We start from the raw sequence: 17579 nt of genomic DNA, 5'->3' as shown, positions 1-17579 counted from the left end.
GCACTACACCATCCGGTAGCGTAGGTTTACCTCAGCGCGCGCGGCTGCACAAGCGCGGCGCGTGTCTGCGAAGGGCGTTGCGCATCGCGAAGGATGCCGGAGTGATTCCGCGATCATGTCGATATCGATCGCTGGCCGGCTTCAAGGCGCAAACAGACAGGAATACTCGTAAGCAAACGCCCAGCCGGAGCTGGGCGTTTGCAGTAGAAAAGCCCAGCCCGTTTTGCGGGGCTGGGGAAACGACGCTGACGGGAGAGTGCGTCAGTAGTCGTACGACACCGAGAACATGGCATAGCGCGGCTGAGTGAAGAACCTGCCCATGTTGTAGGTGTTCGACAGGGTGAAGGTGTCGTCTTCCCAGGTCGAATCCACCTGCAGCGGCTTGCGCTCGTTGAAGATGTTGAAGGCCTGCAGGGTCATGGCGAGCTTGTTGCCAGCGAACGCCGGGCGATAGGTCAGGCCCAGGTCGACGATCTTGGTCCACGGCAACCGGCCGGCATCGCCGGGACGCGATGGCTGGCCGTTGCAGGTGTGGTAGGAGGAGCCATAGCCCACCGGGTCGCCGGCATCGGAATCTTCGCTGATGCCGTTGATGCTGACATAGCCCAGGCAGGACTTCGGTGTGCCGGACAGCACGCGGATATTGCCTGCAATCAGCCATTCCGGTGCGATCTGGTAAGAGCCGTAGATCTTGATCTGATGGCGACGATCGTTGGCCAGGTAGCCACCTGCGTACCACATCAGCGCAGCGGCATCCCAGTCCTGGGTCTTGGAGACATCGGTCTGGCCGATATCGGATTTAACCTGGCCCTCGGTATTGCCGAAGTTGCGCGACCAGGTGTAATCGATGCGGCCTTCCCATTTGCCATCGAATGGATGCTGCAGGAACAGGTCCACTGCCAGATAGGTGCGCTTGGCCTCCTTGTCGAAGCCCCAGTCCGAGGGCGACATCGACACCGAGGTGCGGCCGGAGCCATTGAGGTTGGCCAGACTGAAGGAGTTGGTTTCGCCGGGGTTGAAGATGATGCAGCCGGGCACGTTGACGGTGCTCGGGTCGATACCCGATGCAGTCAGTTTGGTGCGCATCCGGTCGGCATCGCAGACGTCGTCGATGGTGGCGCCGAGCGTGCGGTAGGTCGCCTTGGCACCGGTGACCCAACTCTCGCCCAGGGTCTTGTCGAAGCCGAGCATGAACTCGTCCTGGTACATCGACTTCAGGTCGGTGGCGGCGATGCCGGCGGCATCCGGTGCCTGACCGCATTCCAGATTGGAGGAGACGATGTTGCCCGAGCAGGAGAATCCGGCGGATGGATCGACCGCGACCGGCGTCAGCCCGGTCGGGCTGCCCTGCGCATCGATGCCGGTGTAGGTGAAGTATTCGCGCGTAAACGTGGACGGCGATGCGCCACGGATGGCCACGCTGTTAGGCAACGCCAGGTAGTAGCGACCGGCATTGCCGTAGACCTTGAGCGAGGAGTCGCCGAACACGTCCCAGCTCAGCCCCAGGCGCGGTGCCCACTGATCGCCACTGGTCACGTAAGGCGCACCCGCGTCGTTGAAGTTGGTGAACTTGTCGTTGCGGATACCCAGCGTCAGCAGCAGCTTGTCGTTGACCTGCCATTTGTCTTCGAGGAAGTAGGCCTTTTGCTCGACCGACATGCTGGTTGCGGTATTGAACACCGTTCGATAAGCGTAGTAGCCATTGCCACCGGCCGGCCCCACGCCCAGCGCAGCGCTGATTGGCGAGGTGGGGCGCGACGAGCGCCCATAGATCCAGCGGAAGCCCGGGCCGGTGGTGATGACGCCTTCGTTGTTGGCATTGAAATACATGTTGTCCACACCTGCAGTGAGGGTGTGGCTGCCCAACACATATTCCAGGTCGATGCGCAGACCGCGCGTCTTGTTTTCGCCATCGCGCGCCTGGCTGGAGGTCTGGTTGTTGCGGATCTCGCTGCCACCGGTGATGGCCGGGTCCTGCAGATTGGTGTTGGTCAGCAGCGGTGCGGTGCTGGGGTTGTTGCGGAAATCGGTCTGACGGCTCTTGCCGTAGGTGGCGCTCAAGGTGAGATCGTCGGTGATGTAGCTGGTGTACTTGCCGATGTAATAGCGGTCGTTGACCTTGACCGTATCGGCGAATGCGCCGTTGGCGTCGCCGTCGACGCCGGAGTAGCCGGTGAAGTCGGTGTAATTGCCGGCCTCGCGGTAGTTGTTCTTGACGCCCGTCAGTTCGAGGATGTTGCTGTCGTTTATGTTCCAGTCGATCTTGGCGTAGACCTTGGGTTCATCGATGCGGTAGTTGTTGCGGCCGATGACCGGGTCGTCCCGACGCGCCGTGGAAACGCCTTCGCTGCGTTCCTGTTCTGCAGCCACAAACACGAACAGGCGGTCCTCGATCAGCGGGCCGCCGGCATAGGCGCTGTAGACCGTGTTCCAGAACCGGTCGTCCTTGCGGCTGCGGTACAGGGTGCCGGGCAGGGTGGGGTCGCTATATTCGTACCCGTCCGGCGGCGCAGTGTCGGGATACAGCACGTTCTTGTCCGTGCTGGAGAGCGACTTCGGGCGCCACAGGGTCTGCGCGCCGAAATGCCATTCGTTGGTGCCGCGTTTGCCGACCTGGCTGAGTACGCCGCCGGCCGAACGCCCGTAACGGGCGCTGTAGCCGCCGGTATAGGTTTCCTGCTGGTCGATCGCGCCGAACGGCAAGGTGACGCCACCGATGTTGGAAAGCGGATTGGAGCTGAGATAGCCGTTGAGGTAATAGGCGTTTTCGGTGACGCCGGCACCGCCGAACGAGATGGTATTTCCGTTTGCAAAGTAGCCGCTGCCTTGCACAGCGCCGGGCGACAACAGCGCAATGGCCTCGCCCGAACGCGCCAGCGGCAAACGCTGCAACTGCTCGGCGGTAATCACGGTGCGCGAGGCGGTGGCGGACACATCCACCGGCGAAATGTTCTGGCCGGTCACGGTGATCGTGCCCAGGGTGGCGGTGTCGCCAGCGGCCGCGCCGCCGAACGACACATCGGTGCCTGCGCCGACGCGCAGGGCGATGTTCTTGCGTGTCTCTACGGATTGTCCGTCGCGTTGCAAGGTGACCGTGTACGTGCCGACGGGAAGATTGCCGATCGCGTAGCGCCCGTTGGCATCGACGATCGCGGTCCGGGCAAAGCCGGTATCGCTTTGTGCCGTGACCGTTGCACCGGCGGCAGCGGGCGCACTGCCGTAAATCCCCGCAGTCGTGCTTTGTGCGGCGGCAGTGCCGGAGGCCAGCACGCCGACGGCGCCGCTCAGCGCGAGCGCAAGCACGCTGATGCGGGCATAGCGTGCCCGCGACGCTGGATGGAAGGTGCGCTTTGAAGCAACGTTGCCGGACATCATCTCTCTCCAGAGGAGCGCCATCACGAATATGACGGTGCGCTGACAACCGATGCTAGAGAGCTGTAGAGGCTGCTTAAAGAACGTTTTCTCTAAATTTCATGTTTTTTTAAGCACAAATGCACATATCCGCGTATTCATGTCCAAGCACTGTGACTTTGGACACTTGCCAGCCGGCGGTCTTTAAGGGTTTAAAAGAAACTTAATGGTTCGCATGAAGACGACAAAGCAGCACGTCTTTCGAAGGGACTGCGAAAACGACACTGCCCTCCGGGGAGGGCAGTGAGCGACAAGCTGCGGAATGGGATTGCTTCTTCAGCGACCCAGTTCGAAGGTCACATCCAGCGTGATCGACAGCGTGCTCTCGCCGGGCGCCACCTGGGTGTCCATCTCGGCTTTGGCCGAGCGCATCGAGGCGGCCATCATCATCGGGCGTATCACGCCGCCGCCGCTGCGGCCTTCGGAGATGCTGACGATGCGGCGCACCTTCAGGCCCAGCGACTTGGCATAGGTGTCGGCGCGGGTCTGGGCTTTCTTCAGTGCGGCCACGCGGGCCTCGTCGTAGGCCGGCTCGGGCTGGTCGACCGAGAAGCTGGGGCCGTTGATGTCGTTGGCGCCTTGCGCGACCAGGGTGTCGAGCACCTTGCCGAGCTTGGAGATGTCGCGCACCTTCAGGCTGACCGTGTTGCTGGCCTGGTAGCCGTTGATCCTGGGCGCCTCGTTTTCTTTATAGGTGTACTGCGGGCTCAGATTGATGCCGCTGGTCTGCACGTCCTTGTCGGCGATGCCGGCGGCCTTTACCGCCGTCATGACCTTGCTCATCTGTTCGGCGTTCTGGCGCATCGCGGAGTTGCTGTCGGCAGCCTGGGTGACCACGCCTGCGGACAACGTGGCGATATCCGGCACGCGCTTGGCTTCGGCTTCGGCCGAGATGTTGAGCAGGGTGCCATCGTTGGGGATGGTGTAGTTGGACGCGGATTGGGCGTGTGCGGTCATGGCGGTTCCGGCAGCGATGGACAGGGCCAGCAACAACGGCTTGAAGGTGGTACGCATGGGATCTCCTTGTCTGTGCTGCGAGCGTGTTGGGAGGTGGATGAATATGTTGTGAGTCGAACGCTGCCGCGCAACCGCCGCGCGGGGTGCGAAGTCAGCGGGCGAGCACGGCCAACAGGTATGCTGGGCGGATGCTCTATCTCGCCTCCCGTTCGCCACGCCGACAAGAACTGCTGCAACGCCTGGATGTGCCATTCCAGATCCTGGAACTGGATGTGCCCGAGCTGCGCGCGCCCGCTGAATCGCCCGAACAATACGTGCGGCGCGTTGCGCTGGACAAGGCGCATGCCGGCCTTGCGCAGGTGCAGGCGCGCGACCCCGATGCGATCGTGCTGGGCTCCGATACCGAAGTGGTGCTGGGTGAGCGCGTGTTCGGCAAGCCGGTCGATGTCGACGACGCGATCGCGATGCTGCGCGTGTTGTCCGGGCGCACCCACCAGGTACTCACGGCGGTGGTTCTAGTCTGCGCACAGCGCGCCCCTGCGCAGGTAGTGGTGGTGTCGGAGGTGACCTTCGACACGCTCGATGAGGTGCAGATCGCCGCGTATGCGGCCTGTGGCGAGCCCATGGGCAAGGCCGGCGCCTATGCGATCCAGGGGCGCGCAGAACGTTTTATCAGCCATTTGTCAGGCAGCTATTCCGGCGTGATGGGATTGCCGCTGCACCACACCTCGCAGTTGCTCACAGCCTTCGGAGCGCATTGATGTCGGAAGAGATCTTGGTCAACGTCACCCCGCGCGAAACCCGCGTGGCGGTGATCGAGAACGGCATGCTGCAGGAGCTGCATATCGAGCGCGGTTGGCGCCGGGGCGTAGTCGGCAACATCTACAAGGGCAAGGTGCAGCGGGTGATGCCCGGCATGCAGGCGGCATTCGTCGAGGTCGGGCTGGAGCGTGCGGCATTCCTGCACGCCAACGACGTGGTGCGCCCGGCACCGGCACCGGCCAGCGTGGTCGATACCGAAGAAACCCCGATCCCGCCGCCGCCGGCCGCAGCGGTGCCGATCGTGGAGCTGCTGCGCGACGGGCAGGACATCGTGGTGCAGGTGGTCAAGGACCCGATCGGCACCAAGGGCGCACGGCTCACGACCCAGATCAGCATTCCCTCGCGCTACCTGGTGCTGCTGCCGCAGTCCAAGATCGTCGGGGTGTCGGCACGGATCGAGGACGAGGCCGAGCGGCTGCGCCTGAAGACCATCGTCAGCGAGGTGTCGGCCCAGCACGGCGGCTTCGGCTACATCATCCGCACCAATGCCGAGGGCCAGCCAGCCGAGGCGCTGGCCGAGGACATCGCATATCTGTCGCGGGTGTGGACGGTGGTCGAGCGGCGCGGGCGCGAAGCGCCGCCGTGCAGCATCATCTATGAGGACCTGAGCCTGCCATTGCGGGCGGTGCGCGACCTGATCCGCAAGGACGTGGAAAAGGTCAAGGTCGACTCCAACGAAACCTTCGTGCAACTGCAGGCCTTCGTGGCCAAGTACATGCCGGTGCTGGCCGAGCGGCTGGAGCTGTACACCGGCGACCGGCCGATCTTCGACCTGTACGGGGTCGAGGACGAGATCGGCCGCGCCTTGAACAAGCAGGTACCGCTCAAGTCCGGCGGCTATCTGGTGATCGACCAGACCGAAGCGATGACCACCATCGACGTCAACACCGGTTCGTTCGTCGGCCAGCGCAATCTCGAAGAAACCGTGTTCCGCACCAACCTGGAGGCGGCGCAGGCGGTGGCGCGGCAGCTGCGGCTGCGCAACCTGGGCGGGATCATCATCATCGACTTCATCGACATGGACGATCCCGAGCACCGTCGCCAGGTGCTGCGCACCCTGGAAAAGGCGCTGGCACGCGACCACGCCAAGACCACGGTGTACGAGTTCTCGCCGCTGGGCCTGGTGGAAATGACCCGCAAGCGCACCGTCGAGAGCCTGGAGCGGCAGCTGTCGGAAACCTGCGGCCAGTGCGGCGGGCGCGGCACCATCAAGACCGCAGAAACGGTGACCTACGAAATCTTCCGCGAGATCACCCGTGCAGTGCGCCAGTTCGATGCCGCAAGGCTGCTGGTGATCGCCTCATCCAAGGTGGTCGCACGCATCACCGACGAAGAATCCGCAGCGGTGGCCGAGCTGGAAGAATTCCTGGGCAAGAGCATCCGTTTCCAGTCCGACGATCAGTATCTGCAGGAGCAGTTCGACGTGGTGCTGCTGTGAGGCCGGGAATGGAGAGTCGGGAATCGGGAATGGGGGTGGAGCGAAAGGCGCTCTGCGAGGTGCCGGTGACATATTTAGAATGGCGGCGCGCGCGGATGGATGATCGTGTGCGCGGCGCGGTTTGTGCTCCTGCGATTCCCTATTCCCTATTCACCATTCCCCGCCGTTAATGCCCACCCCGCTGCGCCGCCGTCTGCGCCTGTTCCGCCGCTATGCGATCACTGCCTGCGCGCTCGCGGTGGTGGCGGTCGCGTTGCTGGTGGGCGCGGCGAGCCAGGCATTGCCGTTGGCCGAGGAGCACCCGCAGCAGATCGCCGACTGGTTGAGTCAGCGCGCCGGGCAGCCGATCGCCTTCGATCGTCTGGACACCGAGTGGACCCGGCGTGGCCCGCTGCTGCGGCTGGACGGTTTGCGGATCGGCCCGCATGGCGAGGTGCGTGTGGGCCAGGCGGAGGTACTGCTGGCGATGTACGCCGGCTTGTTGCCCGGGCATTCGTTGACCGAGGTGCGCCTGCGCGGGTTGGCGCTGACCCTGCAACGCAGCGACGACGGCGTGTGGTCTGTGCAGGGCCTGCCGAGCGGGAAGCGTTCCGACCCGCTGGAGGCATTGCGTCGGCTTGGCGAGATCCAGCTGGCCGAGGCGCGGCTGAAGGTGAACGCGCCATCGATCGGCCTGGACACCGCCTTGCCGCGGATCGACCTGCGTCTGCGCGTGAGCGGCTCGACGGTCAAGGTGGGCAGCCGTAGCTGGATCGATCTCAAGCGTGCCCCGCTGACCGCAGTCCTGGAATTCGACCGCGACAGCGGCGACGGCAGTGCCTATGCGCAGGCCGATCCGGCCGATCTGGTCGCATGGGCGTCGCTGCTGCAGGTGGGCGGCATGCGCGTGGACGGTGGCGGTGGGCGCCTGCAGGCCTGGGCGCAGCTGCGTGCCCGCCGTATCACTGGGGTCACCGTCGATGCCGATCTCACCCAGATTGCGCTGTCCGGCGCGCCGTTGCCGGACGAAACCGCGCGCCGCACGCTGCGCTGGGAGCGCCTGCAGGCACGTGCGCGCTGGCACACCATCGACGGCGGCTGGCGGCTGGATGCACCGGTGCTGCGGCTGGGCCAGGCGGCCGCGCTGCAGCATCTGGACGGGCTGAGCATCGCCGGCGGGCGGCACTATGCGGTGGTTGCCAGGCAGGGCGAAGTCTCCGGCTTGATTGCCGCTGCCGCATTGAGCGATCAACTGTCGCCTGCGCTGCGCCGCTGGTTGACCCTGTCCAAACCGCAGCTGCGTGTGGCCGATCTTCAGATCGCCGGCGAGCAGGGTGGCGCCGTGCGTGCGCAGGGGCAGATCGAAGAACTCGGTTTCCTGCCGGTGGGCAATTCGCCCGGAATCAGCGGTTTGCGCGGCCGCATCGACGGCGACGCACAGGGCGGCGAGCTGGAAACCGCGCCGGACGCCATGGTGCGCTTCGACTGGCCCACCGGCTTTGGCGTGGTGCATGAGATTCAACTGGCCGGCAGGATCGTCGGCTGGCGCGAAGGTGCGGGCTGGCAGGTCGCCACCCCGGCCCTGCGCGTGCAGGCCAGGGACTATGGCGCCAACGTGCGCGGCGGGCTGTGGTTCCAGAACGATGGCAGCCGTCCGCGCATGCAACTGGCCGCGCAACTGGACGATGTGGCGTTGCCGGTGGCGCGCAAGTTCTGGATCCGCTCCAAGATGAGCAAGGCGGCCATCGACTGGCTGGACATGGCCGTGGCCGGCGGCGTGATCACCGGTGGCACCGGCCTGGTCAGCGGCGATCTGGACCAGTGGCCGTTCGACGACAACGACGGGCGCTTCGAGGCGTTCGGGCAGATCCGCGAGGGCACGATTCGCTTCAGTCCGGACTGGCCGGCGATGGACCAGGTGCAGGCCGATCTGCGCTTCGTCGGCAATGGATTTTCGTTGCAGGGCAGCGGCGATCTGGCCGGCACCCCGATCGCGCAGCTGGACGCCGGCATTCCCAGCTTCAAGACCTCCGAGCTGTATGTGCGCGCTTCCACCCAGGCCGATGCGGCGCAACTGCTGGGCATGTTGCGCAAGAGCCCGCTGGAGCAACGTTATGGCGATACCTTGCGCAACCTCAGCGTGTCCGGCCCGGCGACGGTGCGCTTCGATTTGCTGCGCCCGTTGCGCACCAACGGCGTGGGTGGCCATCTGCAGGGCACGGTGGCGTTGCAGGGCGCCAAGTTGGCCGACGCGCGCTGGAATCTGGCCTTCGACCAGGTCAGCGGGCAGGCCGAGTATCGCGACAGCGGATTTGCGGCCGAGCATCTGAGCGTGCAGCACCAGGGCCGCACCGGCGAGTTGGCGCTGCGTGCCGGTGGCTTTGTGCAGGACCCCAAGCAGGCCTTCGAGGCGCGCTTTGGCGCCACCGTGGATGTCAAGGAATTGTTCGACCGCGCCCCGCAGATGGAGTGGCTGCGCCCCTACGTGCATGGCAGCGCGCCATGGCAGGTGGGCGTGGATGTGCCGCTGCCGACGCCGGGGCAGGCCGATGCGCAGGCGCTGCTGACGCTGCGCTCGGAGCTGGTGGGCACCACGCTGGACCTGCCCGCGCCGCTGGACAAGGCCGCCTCCCAACCGCTGGACACGCAGGTCAAGCTGGCCCTGCCGGTCGGCGATGGCGATATCGATGTGGCCTTCGGCAAGCTGGTGGCGCTCAAGGCCAGCAGCCAGGGCGACCAGACCGGCGTGCGCGTGGTGATGGGCACCGACACGGTGACCGAGCGTCCGCCGGCCAACGGACTGGTGGTGACCGGCCGTACCGCCTCGCTGGACGCGATCGACTGGATCAGCCTGGCGCGCGGCAGCAGCGATGCGGACATGCCACCGCTGCCGGGCCAGCCGGCCACGCCCAGGAAGGATGCTGTACCGCTGCAACAGGTGGACGTGCAGGCGGATAGGCTGCTGATGATCGGCGGCGTGTTTCCGCAGACCCGGCTGCGGCTGCGCCCGACCCGCGATGCGGTGGCGGTCACGTTGGATGGTCCCTCGCTGGCCGGCCAACTCACCGTGCCCAACGCCGACGGCGGCATCGTGCAGGGCAAGCTCAGCACCGTGCGCTGGCAGCCGGTGGCCGATGCGCCCGAGCCTGCGGCCCCCGAGCCCGGCGACCCGCTGGCCGGTGCCCTGCCGGAACCGGCACGCCGCGCGGTCGCCGAGTTCGACCCGGTCTCGATCCCGCCGCTGGCGCTGGATATCGACGACCTGCGCGTGGGCAAGATGACCCTGGGTGCGGCGATCCTGCGCAGTAGCCGGCTCACCGACGGCATGCAGGTGGATCAGCTGCAGCTGCGCTCGGACGACCAGAGCATCGGCCTGACTGGCGCCTGGCGCGGCAAGGGCGATGCTGCCAGCACGCGGCTGTCGGCACGTGTGGATAGCCGCAACCTCGGCAACCTGCTGCAGAACCTCACCCTGGGCGGCCAGTTGCGTGGCGGCGAAGGCCAACTGGAACTCAACGCCGGCTGGCAGGGGTCGCCGACCGGCTTTGCGCTCGGCTCGCTGGACGGCAACCTGAAGGTGGATGTCCGCAACGGCCAGCTGCTGGAAGTGGATCCGGGTGCCGGCCGCGTGCTGGGCCTGCTCAGCGTGGCGCAGTTGCCGCGCCGGCTGATGTTCGACTTCCGCGATTTCTTCTCCAAGGGCCTGGCCTTCAACACGCTGGACGGGGAGGTGCGCTTCGGCGACGGTTTTGCGCGCACCGACGCCATCCGCATCGCAGGCCCCGCGGCCGAGATCGCCATCCGCGGCCAGACCGATCTGCGCGCGCAGACCTTCGACCAGACCGTGGATGTGAACCCCAAGGCCGGCAACCTGCTGACCGTGGTCGGTGCAGTGGCCGGCGGGCCGGTGGGTGCGGCGGTGGGCGCGGCCGCCAACGCCGTGCTCGGCAAGCCGCTGGGCGCGATCGGCGCCAAGACCTACCACGTCACCGGGCCATGGAAGGACCCGCAGGTGGACGTGGTCGAGCGCGAAGCGCGCGAGCGTGCGCCGAGCAAACCTGTGCCAGCTGGCAAGCCCGCCGCGCCGCCGCGCTGAGGGACTCAGTCGGCTGCAGCGTCGTCGTCGCTGCCGGCACGCCTGAACATCGGCAGCCGTAGCCGCGCGCGATGGCCCGGTACCACCGTCTGCTCCGGTCCGGCCACGCCGCGGAAATACCCCCGCTGCCATTTCTCGCGCGCCGCGGCCGATTGCGTATCCGGCAGCTCATCCAGAAAGCGCGTGCGGCTGCGGGTCCAGTCGGCGTGCTGCTGCGCCAGTTCCGGCGCCTCGGAGAGCGGCATCCACCGCGGCTGCACCTGTTCGATCAGCTGCCGCTGCAGCGGGAACAGATGGCAGAACGGCTCGCCCGCGTCGAAGCGCACCTGGCCAGGTCGGGTGAAGCGCCAGTTCATGGTGAAGGTGTATGGGCTCCAGTCGGTTTCCACCAGGCCGCTCAACGCGCCGATGCCGTCCTTGGGCCGGTTCAACGGGCCGGTGACGAACAGGTCGACGCCTGCGTCGGTGCGAAACAGGCAGGGCACATGAAAGGTCAGCACGCCGTAGCCGAAGTGGCTGATCGCCGGCGCCACGCTGCCTTCATCGGCAACGATCCGGAGTGCATCCAGCCCATCGCGCCCATCCCAACTGGCCTCGAAACCGGACTGGCACAGCAGCTCCCAGCCATGCGCGTTCGCGATCGCCAGTGGCAGGCAGCGGTATGCATAGCGTTGATCGGTGGCGTCCATCCAGTCGCGCGCATGCGGGGCAGGGCGGATGTCCAGCGTGTGGCCATCCAGAACGTGGGCGATGAGCTTCATGCGCAGGCAGTGATTGGAAGAGCGAGCCGGCGATGATAGCCGCGCCCATGTTCAGCCGGACGACTTGTCTCCCCGGCGCGCGGGCCCCATCCTGACCGCATGACCGATAACGCTCTCACTCTGGCCGAAACCCGGCTGCTGCTCCCCTCCGGCCTGGATGCCGGCCATCTGGACCGCACCTTCGGCGCCCTGCTGGGCCCCGGCATCGACTTCGGCGATCTGTATTTCCAGCATTCGCGACGCGAGAGCTGGAGCGTGGAAGACGGCATCGTCAAGGACGGTGCGCATTCCATCGAACAAGGCGTGGGCGTGCGTGCGATCGCCGGCGAGAAGACCGGTTTTGCGTATTCCGACGATATCCAGCGCGATACCTTGCTGGAAGCGGCGCAGTCGGCGCGTGCGATCTCGCGCGACGGCGGCGCGCAATCCAGCCGCGCGCTGGTGCGCGGCAACGGCCGCGCGCTGTATCCGGCCACCGACCCGATCGACGACATGGACAGCGCCACCAAGGTCGAGTTGCTGCGCCGTATCGACCAGTACGTGCGCGCCGCCGACCCGCGCGTCAAGCAGGTGATGGTGAGCCTGTCCGGCGGGGTGGATACGGTGCTGATCGCGCGCAGCGACGGCGTGCTGGCCGCCGACGTGCGCCCGCTGGTGCGCCTGAACGTGCAGGTGATCGTCGAGCAGGGTGGGCGGCGCGAATCCGGCTATTCCGGCGGCGGCGGCCGTTACGGCTATGCCGAACTGTTCGCCGACGGCCGCCCGGAAGGCTTCGCCCGCGAAGCGCTGCGTCAGGCGCTGGTCAACCTGGAGGCGATTCCCGCGCCGGCCGGCGTGATGCCGGTGGTGCTCGGGCCGGGCTGGCCCGGCGTATTGCTGCACGAAGCGGTCGGCCACGGGCTGGAAGGCGACTTCAATCGCAAGGGCACCAGCGTCTACGCCGGGCGCATGGGCGAACGCGTCGCTTCGCCGGGCGTGACCATCGTCGACGACGGCACCCTGGACGGACGTCGCGGCTCGCTCAATATCGACGACGAAGGCACGCCGACGCAGTGCACCACGCTGATCGAAGACGGCGTGCTGGTGGGCTACATGCAGGACAGCCACAACGCGCGCCTGATGGGCGTGGCGCCTACCGGCAACGGCCGGCGCGAGTCGTTTGCGCACCTGACCATGCCGCGCATGACCAACACCTACATGCGCGCCGGCCAGCACGACCCGGAAGAGATGATCCGCTCGGTCAAGAAGGGCATTTACGCAGTGAACTTCGGCGGCGGCCAGGTCGACATCACCAGCGGCAAGTACGTGTTCTCGGCCACCGAGGCCTACCTGATCGAGGACGGCAAGGTCACCGCGCCGGTCAAGGGCGCCACGCTGATCGGCAACGGCCCGGAAACCATGCAGAAGGTGCGCATGATCGGCAACGACCTGGCGCTGGACGAAGGCGTGGGCGTGTGCGGCAAGGACGGGCAGAGCGTGCCGGTCGGCGTGGGCCAGCCATCGTTGCTGATCGACGGCATCACGGTTGGCGGAACGCAGGCCTGAGATGCGGGGATTCGGGAATCGGGATTGGGGAGTCGCAACGGCAGGAGCGGGCTATCGCGTGTCAGAGGCTTGCGCCGCGTCGGTCTTGATACCGGGAATCGGGATCAGGGCATCGGGAAGCGCAGCAGGAGAGGCGCGCAGCGTTCTCGGCGCTCAGGTGTCGCCTGCCCAGGTTGCAGATGTTGGACGCATGCTGCCCAGTTTGGCTGCGGCGGAGGCGCTCGTTGAGCGGCTCCGCGATCGCGGCCGCCAGGCCCTATTCGTCGTCTTCCAGATTCCGGTCGTCTTCTTCCAATCCCGAATCCCCACTCCCCAATCCCTGCTCCTGAGACAGCTCGCGCAGCACCTGGAACAGCTCGCGGTAGGCGCGCGGCGGTTTGTTCTTGGCGCGTTCGTGGATCGCGTTGCGCACCAGCTGGCGCAGTTGCTGGCGATCGGCGGCCGGGTAGGCTTCCAGCAACTCGGCCAGCGCCACGTCGCCTTCGGCGAGCAGGCGCTCGCGCCAGCGCTCGACGCGATGGATCGCCGCCACTTCACGGCGCGCGGTGTCGCTGTTGGCATCCAGCGCGTCGCGGATGGCAGCCAGCGTTTCATCGTCCTCGCGGCGCATGTGCTTGGCCAGAAACGCCAGCTGCCGCTTGTGCGCGATGTGCGAGGTGATGCGCTTGCTCTCTTCGATATGCGGGATCAACGACTCGGGCACCGGCAGCTTGGCCAGCTGCGCCGGGGTGAGCGCCACCAGCTTTTCGCCCAGGTCGAAAATTTCCAGCGCCTCGCGCCGTTGCTGGCTGCGGCTGGCGCCACGAAATTCACCGGTCTCTTCATCGCGTCCGCGCATTGCCACTACATCCCGAAACTTGGTTAGTTAAATTTCCGGCCGTGAACGGCCGGACTCCGGCGGAAGACTCCGCACCAAATTCAGACACTGCGGCCAGGGATGGCCGAGCTTTCTGCGGAGGATCCGCATCCAAATTCAGACAGTCCGGCCACGATGGCCGGGCTTTCGCGGACGGATCCGCATCCAAAGGATAAAGCATTGAACGCACTCTCCTCCGAAACCCGTGTCACCGACGACAGCCTGCAGCGTCTGGATGCGCTGACCGATATCTCGCAACGCCTGCTCGAGCGCGCCCGCGCGGCCGGCGCCACCCAGGCCGAAGTGAGTTGCAGCGAAGAGCGCGGCCTGGACGTCAACGTGCGCCTGGGCGATGTGGAAACGGTCGAGTCCACCCGCGACCGCGGCATCGCGGTGACGGTGTACTTCGGCAAGCGCAAGGGTAGTGCCAGCACCGCCGACCTGCAGGACGCCAGCCTGGAGTCCACCGTGGCCCAGGCCTGCGCGATTGCGCGCTATACCGAAGACGATGCGGCCTCCGGCCTGGCCGACCGGGAGTTGATGGCGCATGACTTCCCCGATCTGGACAGCTGGCACCCGTGGGCGCTGGACGCCGACACCGCGGTGGACCTGGCGCTGGCCTGCGAGGCCGCCGGCAGGGATGCCGATGCACGCATCAGCAATTCCGATGGCGCCTCGGCCAGCACCGGGCTCAGCCTGTCGGTGTACGCCAATTCGCACGGGTTCATCGGACGCGAGCGCGGCACCCACCACTCGATCAGCTGCGCGCTGATCGCCGGGCAGGGCGATGGCATGCAGCGCGATGGCTGGTACAGCAGCGCACTGGCGCGCGAAGACCTGGAAGCGCCGGATGCGATCGGTCGGCATGCCGCCGAGCGCACCCTGGCGCGCCTGGCGCCTCGCTCGCTGCCCACCGGCCAGCTGCCGGTGCTGTTCGCGCCGGAAGTGGCGCGCTCGCTGGTCGGCCATCTGCTCGGTGCGGTTTCCGGTGGCGCGCTGTATCGCCGCGCCAGCTTCCTGCTCGACAGCGTCGGCACCAGGCTGTTCCCGGACTGGTTCAACATCGAAGAACTGCCGCATCTGCGCCGCGGGTTGCGCTCGGCCGCCTTCGACGGCGAAGGCGTGGCGACACGGCGCTCGGCCCTGATCACCGACGGCGTGCTGCAGCGCTATGTGCTGGGCAGCTACTCGGCACGCAAGCTGGGCCTGCAGACCACCGCCAATGCCGGCGGTGTGCACAACCTGCAGGTCATCGCCAATGCCGGCGACCTGGCGTCGCTGATCGCCGGCATGTCGCGCGGCCTGTTGGTCACCGAGCTGATGGGCAACGGCGTCAACCCGGTGACCGGCGATTATTCGCGCGGCGCCGGCGGCTTCTGGATCGAGAACGGCGTCATCGCCTATCCGGTCGACGGCCTGACCATCGCCGGCAACCTGCGCGACATGTTTGCCGGCATCGAAGCGGTGGGCAGCGATGTCGACCCACGCTCGCACGTCAAGATCGGCTCGGTGCTGGTCAATCGGATGACCGTGGCCGGCGATAGTTGAGGGGACGGCTGAGGCCGGCCATGTTTGACGGGCATGGTCGGTGGGCCGGGCCGGGGCCTGTCGCAGCGCTGGCCCTGCGGGTGGCCTGCGTGTGTGCTGTCTCGATTCCCCGCCAAAGGCGCACGGGGTGGACCTTCCCGGCGCGCAGCAACAAGGAGCTTGGCCCGGCGCCGCTTGCGCCATGCGGCAGCGCTATCGCTGGCGGCATCGCATCCACGCAGCGTGCGTGATATCGCTCCTGCCAGGTGAGCAAAACCAGACCATGTCTTCCCGCACTGGTGGCTGGCTGAATCGTTGTTATAGTCCGCCGCACCACAATCATGTTTGGGGAGACAGATGAGCGAATTCGAGACACATGCCGCGCCGCCACCGCCGCCGGTCGGCACCAGCACGCCGTCGGAGGAGCGCACCCTGGCGCTGGCCGCACATCTGCTGGGCATCCTGACCTACTTCGTCGGCGCGCTGGTGATCTGGCTGATCAGCAAGGACGCCAGCCCGTCCAAGCCGTTTGCCACCGATCAGGCCAAGGAGGCATTGAACTTCCAGATCACGGTGGTCCTGGCCATGATCGTGGCGGTGATCCTGGCCATGGTGTCGTTCGGCATGCTGTTCTTCCTGCCGACCCTGGTATGGATCGGCAGCCTGGTGTTCTGCATCCTGGCCGCGGTCAAGGCCAACAATGGCGAGCATTACCGCTACCCGTTCACGCTGCGCCTGATCAAGTAATCCGGCGCGGTGCGATGAAAAAGGCCCGGCATCGCTGCCGGGCCTTTGTCGTTTCAGACGATGGCGCGATCAGTTCTGCGCCGGGGTGTTCTCGGCGAAGTATTCGTGGCTGTCGGCGTTGGTGATCGCCTGGGCCGGGTTGCTGATCGCCAGGCTACGCGCGCCGGACTGACCATAGACGCGGTCCTGCGTGCCGGCCACCACGGTGAAGTGGCTGGTCTCGTGCACCAGCGTGCCGGCCTTGGAATCGGTGCCGGTGGTCGACGCACTCCAGAACGCGTTGCAGACATGGATCTCGTACGGCTGGTTCGGATAGACGTAGGCGAAGGCATCGGCCAGATCCGCCTCGCAGCTGCAGTTGATCGTCAGCTGGCCGTTGTTCTGGTCCAGCGCGTTGTCGATGTTGACGAAGTTCGAGCTGACCCGGCTATAGCGCGAGGCGTTGTACGCACCGAACCAGGTGGTGTAGCGCGCGCCGGTGCTGCCGGCGTTGAGGTAGTTGCGCGCGTTCTGCGAGTAGTTGCGCGCGGCAGTGACGGCACTGGCGGCCTGATTGGTGCGCGTGGTGCTGCAGTTGAGATAGTTGATGCCGTTGACCACCGCGGTCGGGCCGACTGCGAGCTGGCGCTGTACGCCACGCCGTGCGCCGTCCAGCCAGACGGTGAGCGGGGTGCTGGTGGCGACTGCCGGCAGGCCGTTGGCCGCCTTCATCAGGCTGCCGTCGGACAGCGACGCGTATTGCAGCGACGAGCGCACCTGGATGGTGTAGTTGCCGCTGGTGGACAGGTCATAGGCAGCGGCCAGATCCACCTCGCCCTTGACGCTCTGGCCCGGCTGCAGAATGGTGAAGTCGGCGGCCTTGGGCAGGCCGCGCTTGACCAGGCGCCCGGTGTAGTCCACCGGCTTGCCGTCGCGACTCACGTCCAGGATGCCATTGTCCAGCGACTTGAGCGGCAGCTGATAGGTCGGAACGCGGGCAACCTGGCTGCCATTGTTGGTGACGGTGACCGCGATCTTGCCTTGATGTCGCCCGGCCTGGTCGGCCACTGGCGCCAGTTCGATGGTCAACGGAACCGGTCCGCGCACGGACTGCGCCTGCGCCGAACCGAGCACGCCGACGACGGCAAGCGTGCCTGCTGCAAACGATGCGAGAAAAACATTCTTCACCAGTGACTCTCCTTGGTCGGGGGATGCCCGCAAGCGCGGGCAGGCCAAACCTAGGCAGAGCGAGCGGGCGCGACAAGTCATTCAATTAGCGATATTTCTGGATGTCATGCATTGGTTATGCATCCCGATACATCACCGGTGCAGATAATTCAGCAATAAAGCGTGCCGGCCGTCATGAAATGTTGTCGGTTGTGTGTCGCCGGCTGACACAAAGTCCGGCGACCAATGTGCCGTTTTGTGATCGGGCTCGCTCGTTGCCTGAATGGACCTGTG

General features: G+C 66.1%; 11 protein-coding genes. 6 read left to right on the top strand and 5 right to left on the bottom strand.

The window, feature by feature from the left end:
* Positions 1-261: 261 nt before the first annotated feature.
* Positions 262-3372: a TonB-dependent receptor gene (locus FHY19_RS01910; RefSeq protein ID WP_259161107.1), complete on the bottom strand. Its 3111-nt coding sequence runs from the start codon at positions 3370-3372 to the stop codon at positions 262-264.
* 315 nt (positions 3373-3687) lie between these two features.
* On the bottom strand, positions 3688-4425 hold the full coding sequence (locus tag FHY19_RS01905; RefSeq protein WP_259161105.1) for an SIMPL domain-containing protein: 738 nt from the start codon (positions 4423-4425) through the stop codon (positions 3688-3690).
* Between the two features lie 131 nt (positions 4426-4556).
* On the opposite strand from FHY19_RS01905, the gene FHY19_RS01900 reads away from it, so the two are divergent.
* From FHY19_RS01900 to FHY19_RS01890, 3 genes are all read left to right on the top strand, one after another.
* Positions 4557-5129: a Maf-like protein gene (locus FHY19_RS01900; RefSeq protein WP_259161103.1), complete on the top strand. Its 573-nt coding sequence runs from the start codon at positions 4557-4559 to the stop codon at positions 5127-5129.
* A complete protein-coding gene (gene rng, locus FHY19_RS01895; protein ID WP_046963876.1) occupies positions 5129-6628 on the top strand; it encodes a ribonuclease G in 1500 nt (499 codons plus the stop codon). Before FHY19_RS01900 ends, rng begins: the two co-directional genes overlap by 1 nt.
* A 169-nt stretch (positions 6629-6797) precedes the next feature.
* On the top strand, positions 6798-10703 hold the full coding sequence (locus tag FHY19_RS01890) for a YhdP family protein (protein WP_259161102.1): 3906 nt from the start codon (positions 6798-6800) through the stop codon (positions 10701-10703).
* Positions 10704-10708: 5 nt separating this feature from the next.
* On the opposite strand, the gene FHY19_RS01885 is transcribed toward FHY19_RS01890, so the two are convergent.
* The gene (locus tag FHY19_RS01885; RefSeq protein ID WP_259161099.1) at positions 10709-11464 is read right to left on the bottom strand and encodes a DUF6065 family protein; all 756 of its coding nucleotides are present in this window, start codon (positions 11462-11464) and stop codon (positions 10709-10711) included.
* Between the two features lie 99 nt (positions 11465-11563).
* Between FHY19_RS01885 and tldD the strand changes: the two genes are divergently transcribed.
* The gene (gene tldD, locus FHY19_RS01880) at positions 11564-13009 is read left to right on the top strand and encodes a metalloprotease TldD (RefSeq protein ID WP_259161097.1); all 1446 of its coding nucleotides are present in this window, start codon (positions 11564-11566) and stop codon (positions 13007-13009) included.
* A 256-nt stretch (positions 13010-13265) separates the two neighbouring features.
* Here the strand turns inward: tldD and yjgA are convergent, their stop codons facing one another.
* Positions 13266-13847, bottom strand: coding sequence for a ribosome biogenesis factor YjgA (yjgA, locus tag FHY19_RS01875; protein ID WP_259161095.1), 582 nt, complete (start codon positions 13845-13847; stop codon positions 13266-13268).
* Positions 13848-14045: 198 nt separating this feature from the next.
* Between yjgA and pmbA the strand changes: the two genes are divergently transcribed.
* Positions 14046-15413: a metalloprotease PmbA gene (gene pmbA / locus FHY19_RS01870; RefSeq protein WP_259161093.1), complete on the top strand. Its 1368-nt coding sequence runs from the start codon at positions 14046-14048 to the stop codon at positions 15411-15413.
* Between the two features lie 336 nt (positions 15414-15749).
* Positions 15750-16139: a DUF4870 domain-containing protein gene (locus tag FHY19_RS01865; protein WP_259151298.1), complete on the top strand. Its 390-nt coding sequence runs from the start codon at positions 15750-15752 to the stop codon at positions 16137-16139.
* 69 nt (positions 16140-16208) lie between these two features.
* Here FHY19_RS01865 and FHY19_RS01860 read toward each other — a convergent pair whose 3' ends face one another.
* On the bottom strand, positions 16209-17306 hold the full coding sequence (locus FHY19_RS01860; protein WP_259161091.1) for a M35 family metallo-endopeptidase: 1098 nt from the start codon (positions 17304-17306) through the stop codon (positions 16209-16211).
* Between the last annotated feature and the right edge of the window lie 273 nt (positions 17307-17579).

It is taken from the genome of Xanthomonas sp. 4461 (assembly GCF_024806475.1).
Taxonomy (GTDB): Bacteria; Pseudomonadota; Gammaproteobacteria; order Xanthomonadales; family Xanthomonadaceae; genus Xanthomonas; species Xanthomonas arboricola_F.
The sequence above is the reverse complement of the archived record's forward strand: the minus strand, read 5'-3'. Positions and strand labels throughout refer to the sequence as shown.

What these genes read in the sequence shown, in the direction of transcription:
- FHY19_RS01910 (WP_259161107.1), bottom strand. Translation starts at nt 3,372, where the DNA reads ATGTCCGGCAACGTTGCTTCAAAGCGCACCTTCCATCCAGCGTCGCGG.
- FHY19_RS01905 (WP_259161105.1), bottom strand. Translation starts at nt 4,425, where the DNA reads ATGCGTACCACCTTCAAGCCGTTGTTGCTGGCCCTGTCCATCGCTGCC.
- FHY19_RS01900 (WP_259161103.1), top strand. Translation starts at nt 4,557, where the DNA reads ATGCTCTATCTCGCCTCCCGTTCGCCACGCCGACAAGAACTGCTGCAA.
- rng (WP_046963876.1), top strand. Translation starts at nt 5,129, where the DNA reads ATGTCGGAAGAGATCTTGGTCAACGTCACCCCGCGCGAAACCCGCGTG.
- FHY19_RS01890 (WP_259161102.1), top strand. Translation starts at nt 6,798, where the DNA reads ATGCCCACCCCGCTGCGCCGCCGTCTGCGCCTGTTCCGCCGCTATGCG.
- FHY19_RS01885 (WP_259161099.1), bottom strand. Translation starts at nt 11,464, where the DNA reads ATGAAGCTCATCGCCCACGTTCTGGATGGCCACACGCTGGACATCCGC.
- tldD (WP_259161097.1), top strand. Translation starts at nt 11,564, where the DNA reads ATGACCGATAACGCTCTCACTCTGGCCGAAACCCGGCTGCTGCTCCCC.
- yjgA (WP_259161095.1), bottom strand. Translation starts at nt 13,847, where the DNA reads ATGCGCGGACGCGATGAAGAGACCGGTGAATTTCGTGGCGCCAGCCGC.
- FHY19_RS01865 (WP_259151298.1), top strand. Translation starts at nt 15,750, where the DNA reads ATGAGCGAATTCGAGACACATGCCGCGCCGCCACCGCCGCCGGTCGGC.